Source organism: Flavobacterium sp. CR10, from assembly GCF_055814415.1.
The window spans coordinates 2,692,882-2,710,346 of sequence record NZ_CP185985.1 but is presented as its reverse complement, the minus strand read 5'-3'; the positions used below and the strand labels follow the sequence as shown (position 1 = coordinate 2,710,346).

Below are 17,465 nucleotides of genomic sequence, written 5' to 3'. Positions count from 1 at the left end.
TGTGGTATAATTAAATTGTAATTTCTAAATTGTCGTAAGCCAAGAAAACATTTTCAGGAAGCTGTTTCTGCACTTCTTCATGAAAGCCTAAAACATGGCTGATATGCGTTAAATAAGCTCTTTCGGGTTTAACTAAATTAATAAAGTCAAGTGCTTCTTGAAGATTAAAATGAGTATCGTGAGGTTCAACTCGTAATGCATTTACAACTAGAACTTTTATTCCTTTCAGCTTCTCAACTTCAGCTTGTTCAATGGTTTTTACATCGGTTAAGTAAGCAAAATCTTCGATTCTGTACCCAAAAACCTGTAAATCGCCATGCATAGCGTTTATCGGAATTGCTATTTTATCTCCAACAGCAAAAGGCGCATTATTCTGCACTTCGATTGTTTTTACGCTTGGAGCACCTGGATATTTATTTACAGTTTCAAAAACATAATCAAAACGACGTCTCAGATTATCCAAAACGCGTTTATGCCCGTAAATCGGAATTTCTCCTTGTCTGAAATTAAACGGACGAATATCGTCTAAACCAGCAGTGTGATCAGAATGTTCGTGGGTAAAAAGAATTGCGTCAAGTTTTCGGCATCCGCATGAAAGCATTTGCTGTCTGAAATCAGGACCGCAATCTATCACATACGAATGCTCGTCCCATGTTATCCAAATGGATACACGAAGCCTTTTATCCTTAGCGTCAGTGCTTTTACAAACTGGATGATCGATTCCGATAATTGGAATGCCTTGAGAAGTGCCAGTACCTAAAAAATAAACCTTCAATTGAACTTAATTTTTTTACAAAAATAGATTATTTCTCTTTCATTAGACTGCTAATTTACTAACTTTGTAACAAATCTATTTAAAACAAAATGGGTACAGAAATAAAACTCAAAGGTGACAAGGTCATCGAACAGATTCCTTCTATAAAAGACAAAGCGTTACGCATTAATTTAAACGAAAATATTTACGGAACATTTGCTGAGATTGGCGCTGGACAAGAGACAGTTAGACACTTTTTCAGATCGGGAGGTTCGTCGGGAACTATTGCAAAAGCCATGTCTGCCTATGATAAAGATTTCAGTGACGCCGTTTATGGAGCTGAAAGCGACGGAAGATATGTTACCGAAGAGCGATTAAAAAAAATGCTTACCCATGAAGGACAAATCATCGAAGAGCGTTTAAGCCGAGAAAAACACCCAACAAAACTTTTTTTCAGTTACGCTAATACAGTAGCCACAATAGATTTTGCTAAACAATTTAAAGGTCACGGATGGGTTGGAATTCGATACCAAATCGAACCAGACGAAGCTTACAACGAAATCATCCTTCACATTCGTTTTAAAGAGACCGACGCAAGATTACAGCAAGAAACACTTGGAATTTTAGGGGTTAACTTAATTTACGGTGCTTTTTACAAATACAACGATCCAAAACGATTACTTCGTTACTTATACGATCACTTAGATAAAGATCAATTAGAGATCGACACCATTAACTTTTCTGGACCGCGTTTTGCCGATGTTGACAATCGTCTGATGAGTTTGCAATTGGTTAAAAACGGAATGACTGATGCCGTAATGTTTAATCCAGAAGGGAAAAACATTCTGCCGGCAGCTATCTTATACAAGAAAAACCTTTTAGCTTTAAGAGGAAGTTTCCGTCCTGTTACGAAAGTAAACATGGATATGTATGAGAAATCATTAAAAATGTTCCTTGAAGAGAATAAGGTTGAAAAAAACAATACGCTTGTTATTTTTGAAATCACACTTTCGAATTTACGTTCTGATGGTGAAATTGACGAACGCGACTTTATGGACAGAGCTGAATTGCTTTGTTCGCTTGGACAAACGGTTATGATTTCGAATTTCCAAGAATATTATAAAGTGGTAGAATACTTCGCCAATTATACCAAAGCCCGTATGGGATTGGCAATGGGTGTAAACAACCTTGTCGATATTTTTGACGAGAAATATTATCGCCACTTAAGCGGAGGAATCTTAGAAGCTTTTGGAAAATTATTCTACCGAGACATGAAGGTATTCTTATATCCAATGTTGGACGAAGATGGTACTTTAATGAACTCGAATAACTTAAAAGTTCATCCTAGAATGAAAGAATTGTACAAATTCTTCAAATTCAACGGAAAAGTGGTTGATATTGAAGATTACGATCCAAACATCTTGGATGTTTTCTCTAGAGAAGTTTTAAAAATGATCAACCAAGGAAAAAAAGGCTGGGAACCAATGCTTCCGTCCGGTATTGCAGAATTAATCAAAGAACATCATCTTTTTGGATATCACCCACAGAAAGAATTAGAACAAAATACATAATAAAAAAAGTCCCTAAAAAAGGGACTTTTTTTGTTTCAAGTTTTCTTTGTTTCAGGTTTCAGGTTATAGTTGGAGCGGATATTTTTTTACCGCAAAGCACGCTAAGTTTTCTTCTACCAGTTTATGCTAAAAATACAAAATTCGCAAAGCTTAGTCTATTTAAAGCTTTGCGAACTTTGCGTATACCATAGCGTGCTTTGCGGTTAAAATATGAGTTCCAACAGGCAACTTGAAACTTGAAACCTGAAACTTGAACCAAAAAAGCCACTATTTCAAAATCTGAGATGCGTGTTCTTTTGTTTTTACTTTTTCGATTACTTCTTCGATAATTCCTTTTTCGTTGATTACAAAAGTTGTTCTATGAATTCCGTCATATTCTTTTCCCATAAATTTCTTTGGCCCCCAAACTCCAAAAGCATTGATAACCGATTTGTTTTCATCTGCGATTAACGGGAAAGGCAATTCGTATTTTTCTTTGAATTTAACTTGCGCTTTTGCACTGTCTGCACTTACACCCAAAAGCTCATAATTATTGGCTTGAAAACGATGAAAATTATCTCTTAAATCACAAGCCTCTGCTGTGCATCCTGGCGTACTTGCTTTTGGATAAAAGAAAACTACTAGTTTTTTTCCAGCATAATCTGCTAGTTTATGTGTTTTTCCGTCTTGATCTATTCCCGAAAAGTTTGGCGCTTTATCTCCTGCCTTTAATGTTGTCATATATTTTATTTTAGATTGTTGATTTTAGATATTAGATTAAAAAACAAAGATAACTGATAACTATTTACCGAGCTAATAACTAATAACTCATAATTCATAACTTATTTGCCCCAGATTGAAGTGAAAACCCCGGAATTATGATAGTTTACATTTTTTGTATTTAAAAAGCGACCAACGGAAGCTCTTTTAAATACTTAAAAATGTTACTAGCATAATGAGGAGTTGAAACGGAAAGCTGGATTAGGCACATCATTAAAATTATATTATTTTTACAGCATTAAAAACACGGAAATGAATAAAGAAGCTCGCGTACAATTTGTTATCGACACCTTAAAAGAACTCTACCCTACTATACCTGTTCCGCTTGACCATAAAGACCCTTACACGCTTTTAATTGCAGTTTTATTATCTGCTCAATGCACTGATGTTCGCGTGAATCAAATTACACCACTTTTGTTCGCTAAAGCTGATAATCCGTACGATATGGTTAAAATGTCGGTGGAGGAAATCAAAGAAATCATTCGTCCGTGCGGTTTGTCTCCAATGAAATCAAAAGGAATTCATGGTTTATCTGAAATTTTAATTGAAAAACATAATGGTGAAGTTCCGCAGAGTTTTGAAGCCCTAGAAGCTTTACCTGCAGTTGGACATAAAACAGCGAGTGTGGTAATGTCGCAAGCTTTTGGCGTTCCTGCTTTTCCTGTAGACACACACATTCACAGATTAATGTACCGATGGAATTTATCTAACGGAAAAAATGTAGCGCAGACTGAGAAAGATGCCAAAAGATTATTTCCGAGAGAATTATGGAACGACTTGCATTTGCAGATTATTTGGTACGGCCGAGAATATTCTCCTGCGCGAGGATGGAATTTAGAGAAAGATATCATCACGAGAACTGTCGGAAAGAAATCTCTCATTGAAGAATTGCAAAAAACAGCATCAAAAAAATAAAGGCGCAAAGATAAAAATCTCTGCACCTTTGTTACTTTGCAACTTTGTGCCTTTTAACTGGAAACTACATTCCCGCTTTCAAAGCATTATACTCTGCTGTCATATCAAGCGATCTGTAAACGCCTAGCAGCGTTTTTGTTGCATCTTGATTTTTTGGTTCAAGCGTAAGCACTTTTTTCAGATATGGAATTGCACTTCTTGTGATGTCGTCTTTTCTGGCATTCAGCTTATCGTACTTCTGCATCTCAGCTGGCGAAGTTCCCAATGATGAAATTTCATCCGCTAAATCTTTCTTTATTTGCAATTTCAAATAAGCCAAATTGATATAAGCATCTACATAATTTGGATCTAATTCTAAAACATAATTATAAATGGATTCCGCTTTGGAATAATCCTTTTTCTCAAGATATGCATAAGCCAAATTGTTGTTCACTTCTATTTTTTTAGAAGGCACTGATTCTGTTCTTGGCTTTTCATAAAGACCTTGCTGTATAGCCGATTCTCGAGCTTTTGGCGAAATGAAAACATCTTCTTCTTTTGTTTTCTTATTTGTAGCGTAATACAAAACACCTTTTCCTGAATAATTAATCTTTTTTAGAAGTTCATAATAAGTTACAGCGGCATTGTAATCTTTTGCATTAATAGAGGAAGCGGCCGCATTGTACAAGTTTAGAGTATCTTTCTTGTCGAATAAATATACCTTATAACTTTTCTCGGCACTTTCTTTATATTTTCCAGCACTAAAATCTGCCATGGCCCCATTTACAAGACTGGCTTTCATATCTTTTAAAGCCATATTAGCTTTAACAGTCCATTTAAATTTTCCTGATTCATTCTCGTACAAAAATACATCTTGGTACGATTGTGATGCCAATGTAAAATTATTTGCTGCATCTATATTTTTTACAGCCAAATCTTTTAAAACGTTCCCTTTTAAGAAGTAGTAATCAGATTTGTCTTCATCAGATGCGTTAAGAATAAGATATTCTGTCTTAGTTAAAATCGCTAAAGCTTCCTGGCTATTTCCTTTATCAAATAAAGACTGTGCTTCCTTAATTTTGTCTTTTTGGGCAAATGCGCCAATACTTATCATCAATAAGCATGACAACACTTTAATGTTCTCTTTCATTTTGCGGTTAAGTTTTGGTGATTAAATGATTTTCTTAGTTTGTTTTGAGGTACAGTAAGAAGAGATAATTAAACTGGATTGAAAATTACCTTTATTACTATTTTATGAGAAACATTTGCTGGTCCAAATTGTCACTCAATAATCAAATGGGCATCAAACTTAACAAAATAAAGCAGGGTAGTTTTTCTTCATAAACAATCTGTTTTGGGGTTAAATATTTAATTCTTAATATATTGTTTTTCTAATTTTTAACTTAAACTGAATTTTCAATGCGAATAATCCTTTACAAAAGCATTTATACCGAATAAAAAATTAGTTTTTTAACTAAAATAGAATTAAAAATCAAACAAACACATAAAATCCAATCAAAATATTAAATTTTAACAAATTAGAGAGAAAAATGCTGTAAAACCTTATACTTTTTTTACACAAAAAAATTTAAAACAAAAAACTCACTACTTGTATATAGAATATACAAACAGTGAGCTCTTAAACCAAAACGACCATTTGGTTTGTTTTTTATAAACATCCGACAGGAGCAGTGGGCTGTTTAGTTAGCTATAATCTCAAAATTTTTATCGTCGATCTTAACAACAGTCAAGGCTTTCGAGTAATTCAATAAAAAAGAAACGACTTCTTTTTTAGGTTTAAGATTTTTAGAAGCTAGTGCTTTTTTTGAGTAAATTTTCCCCATACTATCAAAATGTTTTATACTAGTATAACGGGCTAATTATCAAAATAGTATTAGTTGGTTAAAATAATTTGATGTTTATCTATTATTTTTCTCAAATTCATCAGCGCATAACGCATTCTACCTAATGCTGTATTAATACTTACGCCAGTAACTTCTGAGATTTCTTTAAAACTCATGTCCTGATACATACGCATTACCAATACTTCTTTTTGATCTTCTGGAAGCTCTTGAATTAGTTTTTTCAAATCAAGCTCTACCTGATCTACAATCATTTTGCCTTCAATTGTAAGCGCATCATCTGACATAATAGAGAAGATAGAAAATTCTTCTGTTTCTCTGTACATCGGCATTTTTTTGGTTTTTCTGAAATGATCAACGATTAAGTTATGAGAAATACGCATAACCCAAGGCAAAAATTTACCTTCTTCGTTGTACGAATTGCTTTTTAAAGTTTTGATTACTTTAATGAATGTGTCTTGAAAAATATCATTTGAAATATCTCTATCAGCAATCTTAGAATATATAAAACCATATATCTTAGATTCGTGCCTCTTTATTAATGTTGCCAGTGCAGCTTCGCTACCGTCAACATAATTTTTTACTAATAGAGCGTCTGGAGTATGCAGATCAGCCATAATAACTACTTTTTTTAGTTTTATTTTAAAATTTGGAGTATTTTCTAAAAAGTAGTTTTCTTATATAGGCGTGTCTTTTTTTGAGTTATGTTAATATTGTGACCAAATTTAACAAATTTTAATTTTAAAAAGCAAATAAAATCATTAATTATTATTAGTAAAACTTTTATTAATGTACAATAAACATAATATTTACGCAAAAAAAGCTAAAAATCCGTAAAATAAAAGCTCTCAAAAAGTGTTAAAAAACAAACGTAAATACCTTACAATTAACAAGATAAAATATATTTATCACATAAAATCTAAATTTAAATTACAATTTTTCTTGAAATAAAACGACAATTCATCGATATTTTTCTAAAAAAGACTTTAAACTGCATGTTTTCACACTCTAAAAATAGATTTTTTCAGCCGAAAGAAGTCATTCGAATTATGATAAAATAGTTAAGATTTGGAACTAAATCCTTAACTAAATCCAATTCAAAATTGATTACTTTTGTAAAAATTGACTTTTTTATGCAAATTGACCTTTCTAAAATAGATCCAAAATCAAATATTATAATTAAAGGAGCGCAGGTACATAATTTAAAAAATGTAGATGTTGTTATTCCGAGAAATAAACTGGTTGTCATTACAGGTCTTTCAGGATCAGGGAAATCGAGTTTAGCTTTCGACACTTTATATGCCGAAGGACAAAGACGATACGTAGAGAGTTTATCTTCTTATGCTCGTCAGTTTTTAGGTCGTTTAGATAAACCTAAAGTAGAATACATTAAAGGTATTGCTCCTGCAATTGCTATAGAGCAAAAAGTAAATACGACCAATGCCCGTTCGACTGTTGGAACTTCTACTGAAATTTACGATTATATCAAACTTTTGTTTGCCAGAATTGGACGAACGTACTCTCCTATTTCTGGACAGGAAGTTAAAAAAAATACAGTTACAGATGTTATTTCTGATGTCAAAAGCCTTCCTCTAGACAGCAGATGGCTTCTCCTCGCTCCTATTCACTTAGAAGAAGGAAGACAGCTTGAAGATAAACTAAAAGTACTTTTGCAGCAAGGTTTTGCCCGTATTTTGGTTGATAACGAAATGATTCGTTTAGATGAATTTTCTGCCTCAGATTTACATCAATTTGACAATAAAGATATTTTATTGATTATTGATCGTATTGTTGTAAAGGAAGAAGAAGAATTTTACAATCGTCTGGCCGATGCAGTTCAGACTGCTTTTTTTGAGGGGAAAGGAATTTGTTTTCTTCAGGAATTAAACGGTGAGAAGAGATTTTCTTATTCGAATAATTTTGAACTTGACGGAATAACTTTTCTTGAGCCAAACGTTCATTTATTCAGTTTCAACAATCCATATGGAGCCTGTCCTGTTTGTGAAGGTTACGGAAACATCATAGGAATTGATGCCGATCTGGTTGTTCCAAACACTTCTTTATCTGTTTATGAAAGTGCTATTTATCCATGGCGAGGTGATAGCATGAGCTGGTATAAAGATGAATTGGTAAAACATGCTTATAAATTTGATTTCCCAATTCATAAACCTTATTTTCAATTAACAGAAGAACAAAAAGATTTAATTTGGACTGGAAATCAGTATTTTCAAGGGCTGAATGATTTCTTTAGAGAATTAGAAGAAAAAAATTATAAGATTCAAAATCGTGTAATGCTGTCTCGTTATCGTGGTAAAACGAAATGTCACGCTTGTAAAGGCAAACGCTTGCGCGAAGAAGCCTCTTATGTAAAAATCAACGGAAAAACAGTTTCTGATCTGGTTGATTTACCAATCAAACATTTGGTTACTTTCTTCAAGAACATTGAATTAAACCAATACGAACAGCAAATTGCAAAACGATTAATGATTGAAATTAATAATCGTTTGTCTTTTTTATCTGAAGTTGGCTTAGATTACCTTACTCTAAATAGAAATTCTGCAACTCTTTCTGGAGGAGAATCTCAGCGAATTAACTTAGCTACTTCTCTTGGAAGCAGCTTGGTTGGCTCAATGTATATTCTCGACGAACCAAGTATTGGTCTGCATCCTAAAGATTCTGAAAGGTTAATTAAAGTATTGCTTTCTCTTCGTGATCTTGGCAATACGGTAATTGTGGTTGAGCATGATGAAGATATCATGAAAGCTGCCGATATGATTATTGACATTGGCCCAGAAGCTGGAACTTTTGGAGGAAAACTGGTTGCTCAGGGAACTTATGATGAAATTTTGAAATCAGATTCTCTGACAGCTAAATATTTAAATGGCGATTTAGAAATTACTGTTCCGAAGAAAAGAAGAAAATACAAAAATCATATTGATATAATCGGCGCACGCGAAAACAACTTAAAAAATATTAATGTTACTTTTCCTTTAGATGTTCTAACGGTTGTTACAGGTGTTTCTGGAAGCGGAAAAAGTACTTTAATTAAGAAAATTTTGTTTCCTGCTGTTCAGAAAAAACTAGAAAGCGCTGCCGAAAAAGCAGGACAATTTTCTGAGATTTCAGGATCATTTTCTCAAATTAAGCATATTGAATATGTAGACCAAAATCCGATTGGAAGAAGCTCTAGATCAAACCCTGTAACGTACATTAAAGCGTATGACGATATTCGTGATTTGTATGCCAAAGAAAAATTATCAAAAATAAGAGGTTATCAGGCCAAACATTTCTCTTTTAATGTTGACGGAGGTCGATGCGAAACTTGTAAAGGAGAAGGCTCTATAAATGTCGAAATGGTTTTCATGGCCGATGTTTCACTGCCTTGTGAAACTTGTGGAGGAAAACGATTTAAAAAAGAAATTTTAGAAGTTACTTTTGACAATCAAAATATCAATGATATTCTTACGATGACGATTGACGATGCGATTGCTTTTTTCGAAAAAAATAAACAGTCTAAAATCACTCAAAAATTACAACCTTTACAAGATGTTGGTTTAGGATATGTTCAATTAGGGCAATCTTCTTCTACGCTTTCTGGTGGAGAAGCACAGCGTATTAAATTGGCTTCTTTTCTCGTAAAAGGCGCTACAAAAGACAAAGCTTTGTTTGTTTTTGACGAACCTACAACTGGTCTTCACTTTCATGATATTAAAAAACTTTTGGCTTCGTTTGATGCTTTAATAGAAAAAGGACATTCGATAATTGTAATCGAACATAATCTAGATTTAATTAAATGTGCCGATTGGATACTTGATTTAGGTCCTGAAGGTGGAGAAAATGGCGGTCATTTGCTGGCATCTGGAACTCCAGAAGATATTGTTAAAGTAAAAGAATCTGTAACGGGAGTTTATTTAAAAGACAAATTATAAGCAATTGCCTCGTTTTTTAATAACAAAGCCATAAATACAATTGATTAAACTGTATTTATGGCTTTGTATTTATTTTTCTTTTTTAATGTTCTAAGCCACCAAACATCTTTCCTCAAATGGAAGACCGTCTTCGTCAATAGCTACTAAAATCTTTTTCTGTTTTGAAGCCTCAAAGGTTAGATATAGCCAAGCAAATGACCATAAACCTAGAGTTAAACAAAAAATCAAAAAATTTAAACTGTGGTTAACCACTTTTCCTCCTTTAGATAAAACTGCAAAAAGCAATTCATCGTTTCTTTCTTCTAAAGTAAATCCATTATGAACTTTGTTTGATATCATATTAGAAAATACTTGCATGCTTTGTTCATGGCTGAGATGATTGTACTTCATAATTACTAATCTACAATTAATTCTGGTTACACTTTTATTCGTAATTTCCTGCAAAAATAGTTAATTCTAAAAAATAAAAAAACACCTACATTTAATCGTTTTGTTAGAAAAAAAACTGCTATTTGAGCAAACAAATGCTAAACATTCATGATAAAGTTAATTTTTATTCAATTAATTACAAAGTATTCAAGTGTTAAAGTTTTAAATTTAATCACTCGTTATCAATTATTTAACCTTTGTTCTTAATATTAAAAACAGGAGATTCATAATCTTCTTTTAAGTAATTTGGCGGAATCGTTGTGGTGTTTCCATCTCGTAAAGCGCTGTAATGAGGCGACATGATCTCGATACCAGCAACATTAAAAGAATCTTGAATATTCTGATGCAGCGAGGAATAAATTCGTGGCTGTTTTGTCGGTTCTTTTGTATAAACATTGATTTGATACGAAACATAAAAATCGTCTAAACTGGTTTGAAGCACAAATGGTTTAGGCTCTTTTTCTGTCATATCTGTTTTTAAAGCTGCATCAATCAAAGCTGCGTGAATATCTTTCCAAGGAACATCATATCCAATTGTCACCGTAGTATGAATTAATAATCCGCTTGTAGAATGTTTTGTATTTGCAGAATAATTGGTAGAAGTACTTGATAATACTGTCGCATTTGGAATCGTAATGTCTTCGAACTTCGGAGTTCTAATTCTAGTTACCAAACCTGTTTTTTCGATGACTTCACCGCTAACATCTCCAATTTTTATATAATCGCCAATTTTAAACGGACGCATATACGTAATGACCAATCCAGCAACCATATTAGCAATAGCATTGGAAGATCCCAATGAAAAAAGAACCCCGACAAACACTGAAACTCCTTTAAAAATAGGTGAATCCGAACCAGGCAGATATGGAAAAATAACCACTAGCATGAAGGCGTACATCAATAATCTTATTACATTGAATGTTGGCAGCGCCCAATCGCTGTAGAATCCGTCAATTTTTATATTTTCTGATTTTATTTCATCAAAGAAAAACTTAATTACTTTGAGTGAATATTTAAAAATGATAACAATTACAATGATAGTAAACAAGCTCGGCAAAAACCCAACAAATCCCATTAAAGCAGATTTAGCTGGCGTTAAAATCCATCTAAGCAACATTGTAGTGTAATCTTTAGTAGCCGGAAAGATGCTGAATAAAACTGGAAGCGATAAGTAAACTATTAAAACCAGCGTTATTATTTTTATGAAACCAAAAAAGCGAAGAAACAAAACCAATTGTTTTTCTGGAGATAATATTTTAATCGTATTGTAATTAAATCCTTTAAAGTATCTCGCTTTATTCTTGACAATGTAATTTTTAATGAGATTGAAAATCTTACCGACTAAAAATAAAACAAAACCGATTATAACAACTAATAAAGCGGTATAACCAATTCGTTTTGGCAATTGCGAGTAATTTTCATTCTGATATAGTATCGCGCTTTTAATTTTAGATAAATTACGATTAGCAATTGCGCTTACAGAACTATTTTCCGCCTTTGCATCAGCATCCAAAACAGACATGATAACAAAATCGTTTTGGTAAACAATATCCATTGAAACATCTGAAGGCACAATTTTAATAGAATCTTTTTCAAAAAAAGATTCATTATAAAGCCTTTTAATTTTATTGGCAATGTATTCTGCTCGTTCTTTTGCAGAAAAAGACCCCACATTGTGGTAAACTAAAAAAAGTGTGTCTTTAAAAGGAGCTACTGGATAACCTTTTATTTCTACATTTTTCTGTTCTTTATCAGAAGTCTTCAGATTCTTAGTCTGGGCGTTTACTGAAAAAGCAAATAAAACAAAAAATAAAGCTAATAACCTAAGTACTTTTATCCTCATATTCAATTAGAAATAAATTAGTTATCCTTTCTAACAAATATAAAAACAAAAAAGCTACGATTTTAAATTATTTACATTTTTCCTACGACTCAGAATTAAATTTTAATCCCTATCTTTTTAAAAATAGAATCTATAACATTATTAATATCTGGAGATATCTTGAACTTATAATTCAGATACAGATATACAATAGTTACTAATATCGATTTCAGAGCAATGCTGATTAATTGAAAAAATGGAAATTCCCAGAAATAAAACAGTAAAAACAATGCAAATGTTAGAAGCATTGAATGGATCGTCTGTTTGGTAAAAGGATACAAATCGAGCTTCTTAACTACAAAAAGTAATTTTGCCAAACTGTATAACGTAATAGACAAAAGTGTTGCAAATGCTGAACCCATAATTCCAAAATCAGGAATAAACAGCATGTTTAAAATCACAGTTAAAACCACCAGCATCAATCCTAAATATAATACCATTCGGTAATATTTGGTATTAAAAATAATGGCATTGTTATTTCCTAAAATCAAGTCAAAATATTTAGAAAGCCCAATCATAAATACGACCGCAATACCGCCACTGTATTCCTTTGGAACTAACTCATATAATTGTCTAATATTCACAAAAATGCACAACATTACAAATCCGCCTACAATCTGCAAGTTAATAGACGTTTTCTTGTACAGCTGATTCAATTCATCATGCTTATTTTCGTGCATTAATTTGGCGGTAATTGGATACACGATTTGATGCATGGCACGGCTTGGAACCGAAATAACCAAAGCAATATAAGTCGCCACAGAATAATAAGCAATATTCTCAATCTTCATGTACTGATTCAGCATTAGTTTATCGCCATCCAGAAGCAAATTGGCAACACTTCCTGAAAGAATAATATAAAAAGTATATTCCATTACTGCTTTTACATTCTCAGGTATTGTAATCTGAAAATTTGGCTTTTTGATATAGAATGCATAAAACATTGTAATCAGAAATGCGAAAAAATAAATCCCTGCTGTTATGTACACAAATCCAACCAGCGAAATCCAATTGAAATACAATCCAATTAAAGCAAATGTAGAAAGCAGTCTTAAACCAACTTCTTTGATAAAATTTCCGAAAACGGAATGCATATGCACTCGCGCCCAAGCGTAAAAAATTTCAAAATAAGCCATACAGATTCCGATAAACGGAATAAGAAGCATGAATTCACGAACAACTGGATTTTCTTTAGAAACAAAATCAGTTATATCGTCGTAGAAGAAGATTCCGATAAGTCCTAACGGAATACACATTAAAATTGGAAAGAGCGCTGTAAATGACAAAAACTGCTCTCTTTCTTCTTCTGTTTTATACTGCGAATAAAATTTTACAAGCGTATTCTGCATTCCAATCGCAAACAAAGGCATAATTACATTTGCAGCAGAAGTAATGTAATTGGTTAATGCGTAATAAGTTGCCCCAAGAAAAACGGGATAAAGATATAATGTATTAATGGCTCCGATACCAAAACCAATGTATGTAATTATAGTGTTTTTAAAAGACTGATTTAAGACAATACCCATTTTTTGAGTTTAGATTGTATGTGATTTTTAAATGATTATCCTTTAATCAGCTGTGCTAATTGTTTGGTTAGATTTTTTCTTGAATATTGCTGTAAACCAATCCCATGCGACTGCAATTTCCCTTCCAAAAACTGATTAAAAAAGTCCAAAATTACACTTTTTAATTTCGCTTTTTCAGAATAATCAAAAAATACTCCTGTATTGGTCTGCGTAACGATATCGGCAAAGTCAGAACCTTGAGGTCCAATGGCAATTATTGGACGGTTTGAGACCATATATTCGAATAATTTTCCTGGAATGATGCTTTTTGTATCTTCAGAATTAATTTCGATTAGAAGCAATACCTGAGATTTTCTTTGGTGCGCCACAGCTTCTTTGTGCGAAACGTAACCCACTAAGTTTAAATAGTCATTTAATTGATGTTCTTGAATAGCATCTAAAATTTCTTGACTTACAGCTCCAATTAGTTTTATTTCTAAATGAGATTTAAATTCTAGAATTTCTTGCAGCAATTCAACCAAAACTTCCCATAAAAACGGCGGATTTCTATCAGATAAAAAAGAACCAATATGAGCTAAAGTAAATTTAGTATCTAAAGTCTGTTTTTCGACAGTTTCAACATCATAACCATTTGTAATTACTGTAATTGGCTTATTGGTAATCGCCTCAAATTCAGTTTTAGTGGTTTTGCTGGTTACAATGATTTCGTCTGCTGAATTAAGAACTTTATACTCTAAATTTTTATGTTTTTTTTCTGCATAAGAAGACAAACGGAGTGCTTTATGATATCCAATCGTTGTCCAAGGATCGCGAAAATCGGCAAACCATTTTACTTTTAATTTCTGCTGTAATTCTAATCCGATTAAATGCAAACTATGAGGCGGTCCAGAAGTTACAATTGTATCAATATTGTTTTCTTGAATGTATTTTTCTAAATAAGAAACTGATGGTTTTACCCAAAATACGCGAGCATCTGGAATAAAAAGATTTCCGCGAACCCAAAGAAATGTCTTATCCAAAAAGGTTTGCTTTTTCTTTTGCGGAAAAATCCCAGAACTGATTTTCTTGGTTTTATTTTTTGAAAAAATGGAAGCCAATTGATAAGGCTCCCAAATTTTATTCTTTAAAACAATTACTTTATCTGATATTTCGCTTACCAAACCTTCATCTACAATTGGATAAGTCGGGTTTTCCGGAACGTAAACTATGGGCTGAACATCAAATTCAGGAAGATATTTTACAAATTTCAGCCAACGTTGTACCCCTGGCCCACCCGCAGGCGGAAAGTAATAGGTAATTATTAAAAGTTTTTTTTGTTCCAAGGAAAATGAGATTAATATTTTTTAAAGCGGAAATTTAAAATATTGAAGTTTTAGACTTCTTCTTTCTTATTAGAATTTTTACTTTCAAAATAAACTCCCCCAACCAAAAGCAACAACATTCCAATTGAACTTATTAAAGTAATTGTTCCTCCAGTTTTAATAATCTGAGGTTCAAATTTAAATTCAATAGTGTGTTTTCCAGCAGGAACTTCCATTGCTCTTAAAACATAATCAACTGGGAAATGATCTGTTAGTTTGCCGTCAATATAAGCGTTCCAACCATTTTTATAATACATTTCAGAGAAAACAGCTAAACCATCTCCTTTATTTTCTGACTTGTATTTGATATAATTTGGCTTATATGTAACAACTTTAATAGTTCCTGTTGTATCAAAAGCTTTCTTCAATCTTGCATTTTGGAACTTGCTTTCATGTTCGTGAACATTGAAAACCGCTACTTTTTTAGTATCCAAAGTGTTCAAAGCTTTCATTACATCGTCTGGCTTGTTTACCAGTTTTACCGATTCTACAAACCAAGCATTTCCGTTTGCATCTGGATTAACGCTCGGAATCTGATTTCCATCTTTATCCACTTGAATAACATACTTAACATTCAACATATTAAGTACTTCCAAATTATTTTTAGCAATTTGATAATCGTATAATTGTTGCATTCTTCTTGGTCTTACCGCACTGTATCCTCCAATTGTTTTATGGAAATAAGAAGATCTTCCTTGCAATTGTCCCTGAAGATCAAATACACGGTAAACTGAAGTATCTTTTAATATCTGAGCATCTGCTTGTGTTTCTTGGAAAGGTGCCGCAATCTGAACTGGACTAACAAAATCTTTAGCAGAAACATATTTTTTATCCACAAAGAACAAATCAAAAATCATTACGATTCCAACTACAATTAAAGTTGTAGTCTGAGAAAATTTGTTTTTAACAAACATCCATAATACGACAAAAGTAACTACAATTAAAAATCCAGATCTCAATAAATCTGCATAATACATCGTCATTCTGTCTTCTTTTAAAGCATCTACAAAACCTGGTCCGTAGCTTTCTAAGAAATATTGATCGCTTGTTCCTGTAAAATGAAAGAAGCTTTTTGCTATTAGTAAAATAACAAGAATTCCTAAACCAAAAACTCCTGTCTGCACTAATGCTTTCTGCTGTAATTTTGGTTCATCTTTAGCTTTAAAAAATGATTGTAATCCCATAACAGCTAAAACAGGGAAACATAATTCTAGAATAACCTGAATTGAAGATACAGCTCTAAATTTATCGTAAAGCGGAACATATTCAATAAAAAAGTCTGTCAATAATGAGAAGTTTTTACCCCAAGAAAGCACCAAAGTGAAAAGTGCTCCAGTAAGGAAAACATATTTAATTTTTCTTTCGTCAATAAATAAAGCTAAAACTGCTAAAAAGAAAACTACAGCTCCAATATAAGCAGGCGCAGAAACTATTGGCTGATCTCCCCAATAAGTAGGCATTCCCGAAACAAAATCTTGAGCTTGAGAAGCTGGAACTCCTTGTTCAACCATAAATGCATACATACGGCTGTCTGTACCCACATTTTCATGGCTTGAACCTCCAAAAATTCTAGGAGCAATTAAATTTAAACTCTCGGCAATACCATAACTATATTCTGTAATATAGTCTGTAGTCATAGATGCAGTGGTTTCATTTTTAGATCCATCCGGATTAAAAGTCAACTCGCTTTTATCTCTAATACTATATTTAGCATATTCATTTGTTGCCATTAAATTACCAGCATTCGCACCCAATGCAAAAATTCCAGCAACTAATAAGACTCCGCAAGAAATTAAAAGTCCTTTAAAGTCTTTTTCTTTGATATAATTAAAAGCATAATAACCAGTAAGTATCAATAAGAAAATCAATAAATAATAGGTCATCTGGAAGTGATTGGCACTAATTTCTAATGCCACCGCAAACATGGTGAGCAGACCTCCCTTAATGTATTTTTTCTGAAAGACGAGTATAAATCCAGCAATTACCAAAGGCATATAAGCAATGGCGTGTGCTTTTGCATTATGTCCAACACCTAAAATAATGATCATATAGGTTGAAAAACCAAACGCAATTGAGCCAATAAAGGCTTTCAATGGATCTGTTTTTAAAACCAATAGTAAGCCATAAAAACCAAGAAAATATAAAAATAAGTAATCTGCAGGACGCGGAAGAAAACGCAAAACGTCATCCACTTTACCAATAAAATCATTCGGATAATTTGCTCCAAGCTGATACGTTGGCATACCTCCAAAAGCAGAGTTTGTCCAATAAGGCTCAGCATTTTCCATAGCTCTAAAGTCATTTTGCTCTTTTGCCATTCCGGTGTATTGAGCAATATCAGACTGGAAAATTTGTTTTCCTTGAAGAACTGGATAAAAATAAATTAATGAAACAAAAATAAAGCCCAAGATAACAAGGGCATGCGGATAGAACTTATTTACTATTTTCAATTTTGGCTAGTTTGGGTTAAAATGAATCCTAAATTTTCAGGACACAAA

12 protein-coding genes are annotated in these 17,465 nt (G+C 32.7%); 3 read left to right on the top strand and 9 right to left on the bottom strand.

Translation table 11 applies throughout. The annotated features are described in order from the left end of the window. Positions 1 to 10: 10 nt before the first annotated feature. The gene (locus ACNRYB_RS12035; RefSeq protein WP_473730207.1) at positions 11 to 775 is read right to left on the bottom strand and encodes an MBL fold metallo-hydrolase; all 765 of its coding nucleotides are present in this window, start codon (positions 773 to 775) and stop codon (positions 11 to 13) included. A gap of 89 nt (positions 776 to 864) precedes the next feature. On the opposite strand from ACNRYB_RS12035, the gene ACNRYB_RS12030 reads away from it, so the two are divergent. Next, the gene (locus ACNRYB_RS12030) at positions 865 to 2,325 is read left to right on the top strand and encodes a TonB-dependent receptor (RefSeq protein ID WP_008462537.1); all 1,461 of its coding nucleotides are present in this window, start codon (positions 865 to 867) and stop codon (positions 2,323 to 2,325) included. A gap of 267 nt (positions 2,326 to 2,592) precedes the next feature. On the opposite strand, the gene bcp is transcribed toward ACNRYB_RS12030, so the two are convergent. Then, on the bottom strand, positions 2,593 to 3,045 hold the full coding sequence (bcp, locus tag ACNRYB_RS12025) for a thioredoxin-dependent thiol peroxidase (protein ID WP_473730206.1): 453 nt from the start codon (positions 3,043 to 3,045) through the stop codon (positions 2,593 to 2,595). Positions 3,046 to 3,336: 291 nt separating this feature from the next. Here bcp and ACNRYB_RS12020 point away from each other — a divergent pair, with 291 nt between their 5' ends. After that, positions 3,337 to 3,999: an endonuclease III domain-containing protein gene (locus ACNRYB_RS12020; RefSeq protein WP_119789814.1), complete on the top strand. Its 663-nt coding sequence runs from the start codon at positions 3,337 to 3,339 to the stop codon at positions 3,997 to 3,999. Positions 4,000 to 4,063: 64 nt separating this feature from the next. On the opposite strand, the gene ACNRYB_RS12015 is transcribed toward ACNRYB_RS12020, so the two are convergent. Beyond that, entirely contained in the window at positions 4,064 to 5,128 is a 1,065-nt protein-coding gene (locus ACNRYB_RS12015) for a tetratricopeptide repeat protein (RefSeq protein ID WP_473730205.1), read from the bottom strand. Between the two features lie 744 nt (positions 5,129 to 5,872). Next, a complete protein-coding gene (locus ACNRYB_RS12010; RefSeq protein ID WP_129748384.1) occupies positions 5,873 to 6,457 on the bottom strand; it encodes an RNA polymerase sigma factor in 585 nt (194 codons plus the stop codon). 516 nt (positions 6,458 to 6,973) lie between these two features. Here ACNRYB_RS12010 and uvrA point away from each other — a divergent pair. Continuing rightward, positions 6,974 to 9,769: an excinuclease ABC subunit UvrA gene (gene uvrA, locus ACNRYB_RS12005; protein WP_473730204.1), complete on the top strand. Its 2,796-nt coding sequence runs from the start codon at positions 6,974 to 6,976 to the stop codon at positions 9,767 to 9,769. Positions 9,770 to 9,859: 90 nt separating this feature from the next. Here the strand turns inward: uvrA and ACNRYB_RS12000 are convergent, their stop codons facing one another. The 5 genes from ACNRYB_RS12000 to ACNRYB_RS11980 form a co-directional block, all read right to left on the bottom strand. Further along, complete coding sequence (locus ACNRYB_RS12000) at positions 9,860 to 10,108, bottom strand: hypothetical protein (protein ID WP_242502587.1); 249 nt, start codon at positions 10,106 to 10,108, stop codon at positions 9,860 to 9,862. Between the two features lie 280 nt (positions 10,109 to 10,388). After that, positions 10,389 to 12,041, bottom strand: coding sequence for a mechanosensitive ion channel family protein (locus tag ACNRYB_RS11995; protein WP_129748386.1), 1,653 nt, complete (start codon positions 12,039 to 12,041; stop codon positions 10,389 to 10,391). 95 nt (positions 12,042 to 12,136) lie between these two features. Further along, a complete protein-coding gene (locus ACNRYB_RS11990) occupies positions 12,137 to 13,606 on the bottom strand; it encodes an oligosaccharide flippase family protein (RefSeq protein ID WP_129748387.1) in 1,470 nt (489 codons plus the stop codon). A gap of 35 nt (positions 13,607 to 13,641) precedes the next feature. Then, complete coding sequence (locus tag ACNRYB_RS11985; protein ID WP_473730203.1) at positions 13,642 to 14,928, bottom strand: glycosyltransferase family 4 protein; 1,287 nt, start codon at positions 14,926 to 14,928, stop codon at positions 13,642 to 13,644. 50 nt (positions 14,929 to 14,978) lie between these two features. Continuing rightward, positions 14,979 to 17,417, bottom strand: coding sequence for a YfhO family protein (locus ACNRYB_RS11980; protein WP_473730202.1), 2,439 nt, complete (start codon positions 17,415 to 17,417; stop codon positions 14,979 to 14,981). Positions 17,418 to 17,465: the final 48 nt, after the last annotated feature.

Excerpts from the sequence above, each read along its gene's own strand:
- ACNRYB_RS11990 (WP_129748387.1), bottom strand. The coding sequence starts at position 13,606 with ATGGGTATTGTCTTAAATCAGTCTTTTAAAAACACTATAATTACATAC.
- bcp (WP_473730206.1), bottom strand. The coding sequence starts at position 3,045 with ATGACAACATTAAAGGCAGGAGATAAAGCGCCAAACTTTTCGGGAATA.
- ACNRYB_RS11995 (WP_129748386.1), bottom strand. The coding sequence starts at position 12,041 with ATGAGGATAAAAGTACTTAGGTTATTAGCTTTATTTTTTGTTTTATTT.
- ACNRYB_RS12015 (WP_473730205.1), bottom strand. The coding sequence starts at position 5,128 with ATGAAAGAGAACATTAAAGTGTTGTCATGCTTATTGATGATAAGTATT.
- ACNRYB_RS12010 (WP_129748384.1), bottom strand. The coding sequence starts at position 6,457 with ATGGCTGATCTGCATACTCCAGACGCTCTATTAGTAAAAAATTATGTT.
- ACNRYB_RS12030 (WP_008462537.1), top strand. The coding sequence starts at position 865 with ATGGGTACAGAAATAAAACTCAAAGGTGACAAGGTCATCGAACAGATT.
- ACNRYB_RS12020 (WP_119789814.1), top strand. The coding sequence starts at position 3,337 with ATGAATAAAGAAGCTCGCGTACAATTTGTTATCGACACCTTAAAAGAA.
- uvrA (WP_473730204.1), top strand. The coding sequence starts at position 6,974 with ATGCAAATTGACCTTTCTAAAATAGATCCAAAATCAAATATTATAATT.
- ACNRYB_RS12000 (WP_242502587.1), bottom strand. The coding sequence starts at position 10,108 with ATGATATCAAACAAAGTTCATAATGGATTTACTTTAGAAGAAAGAAAC.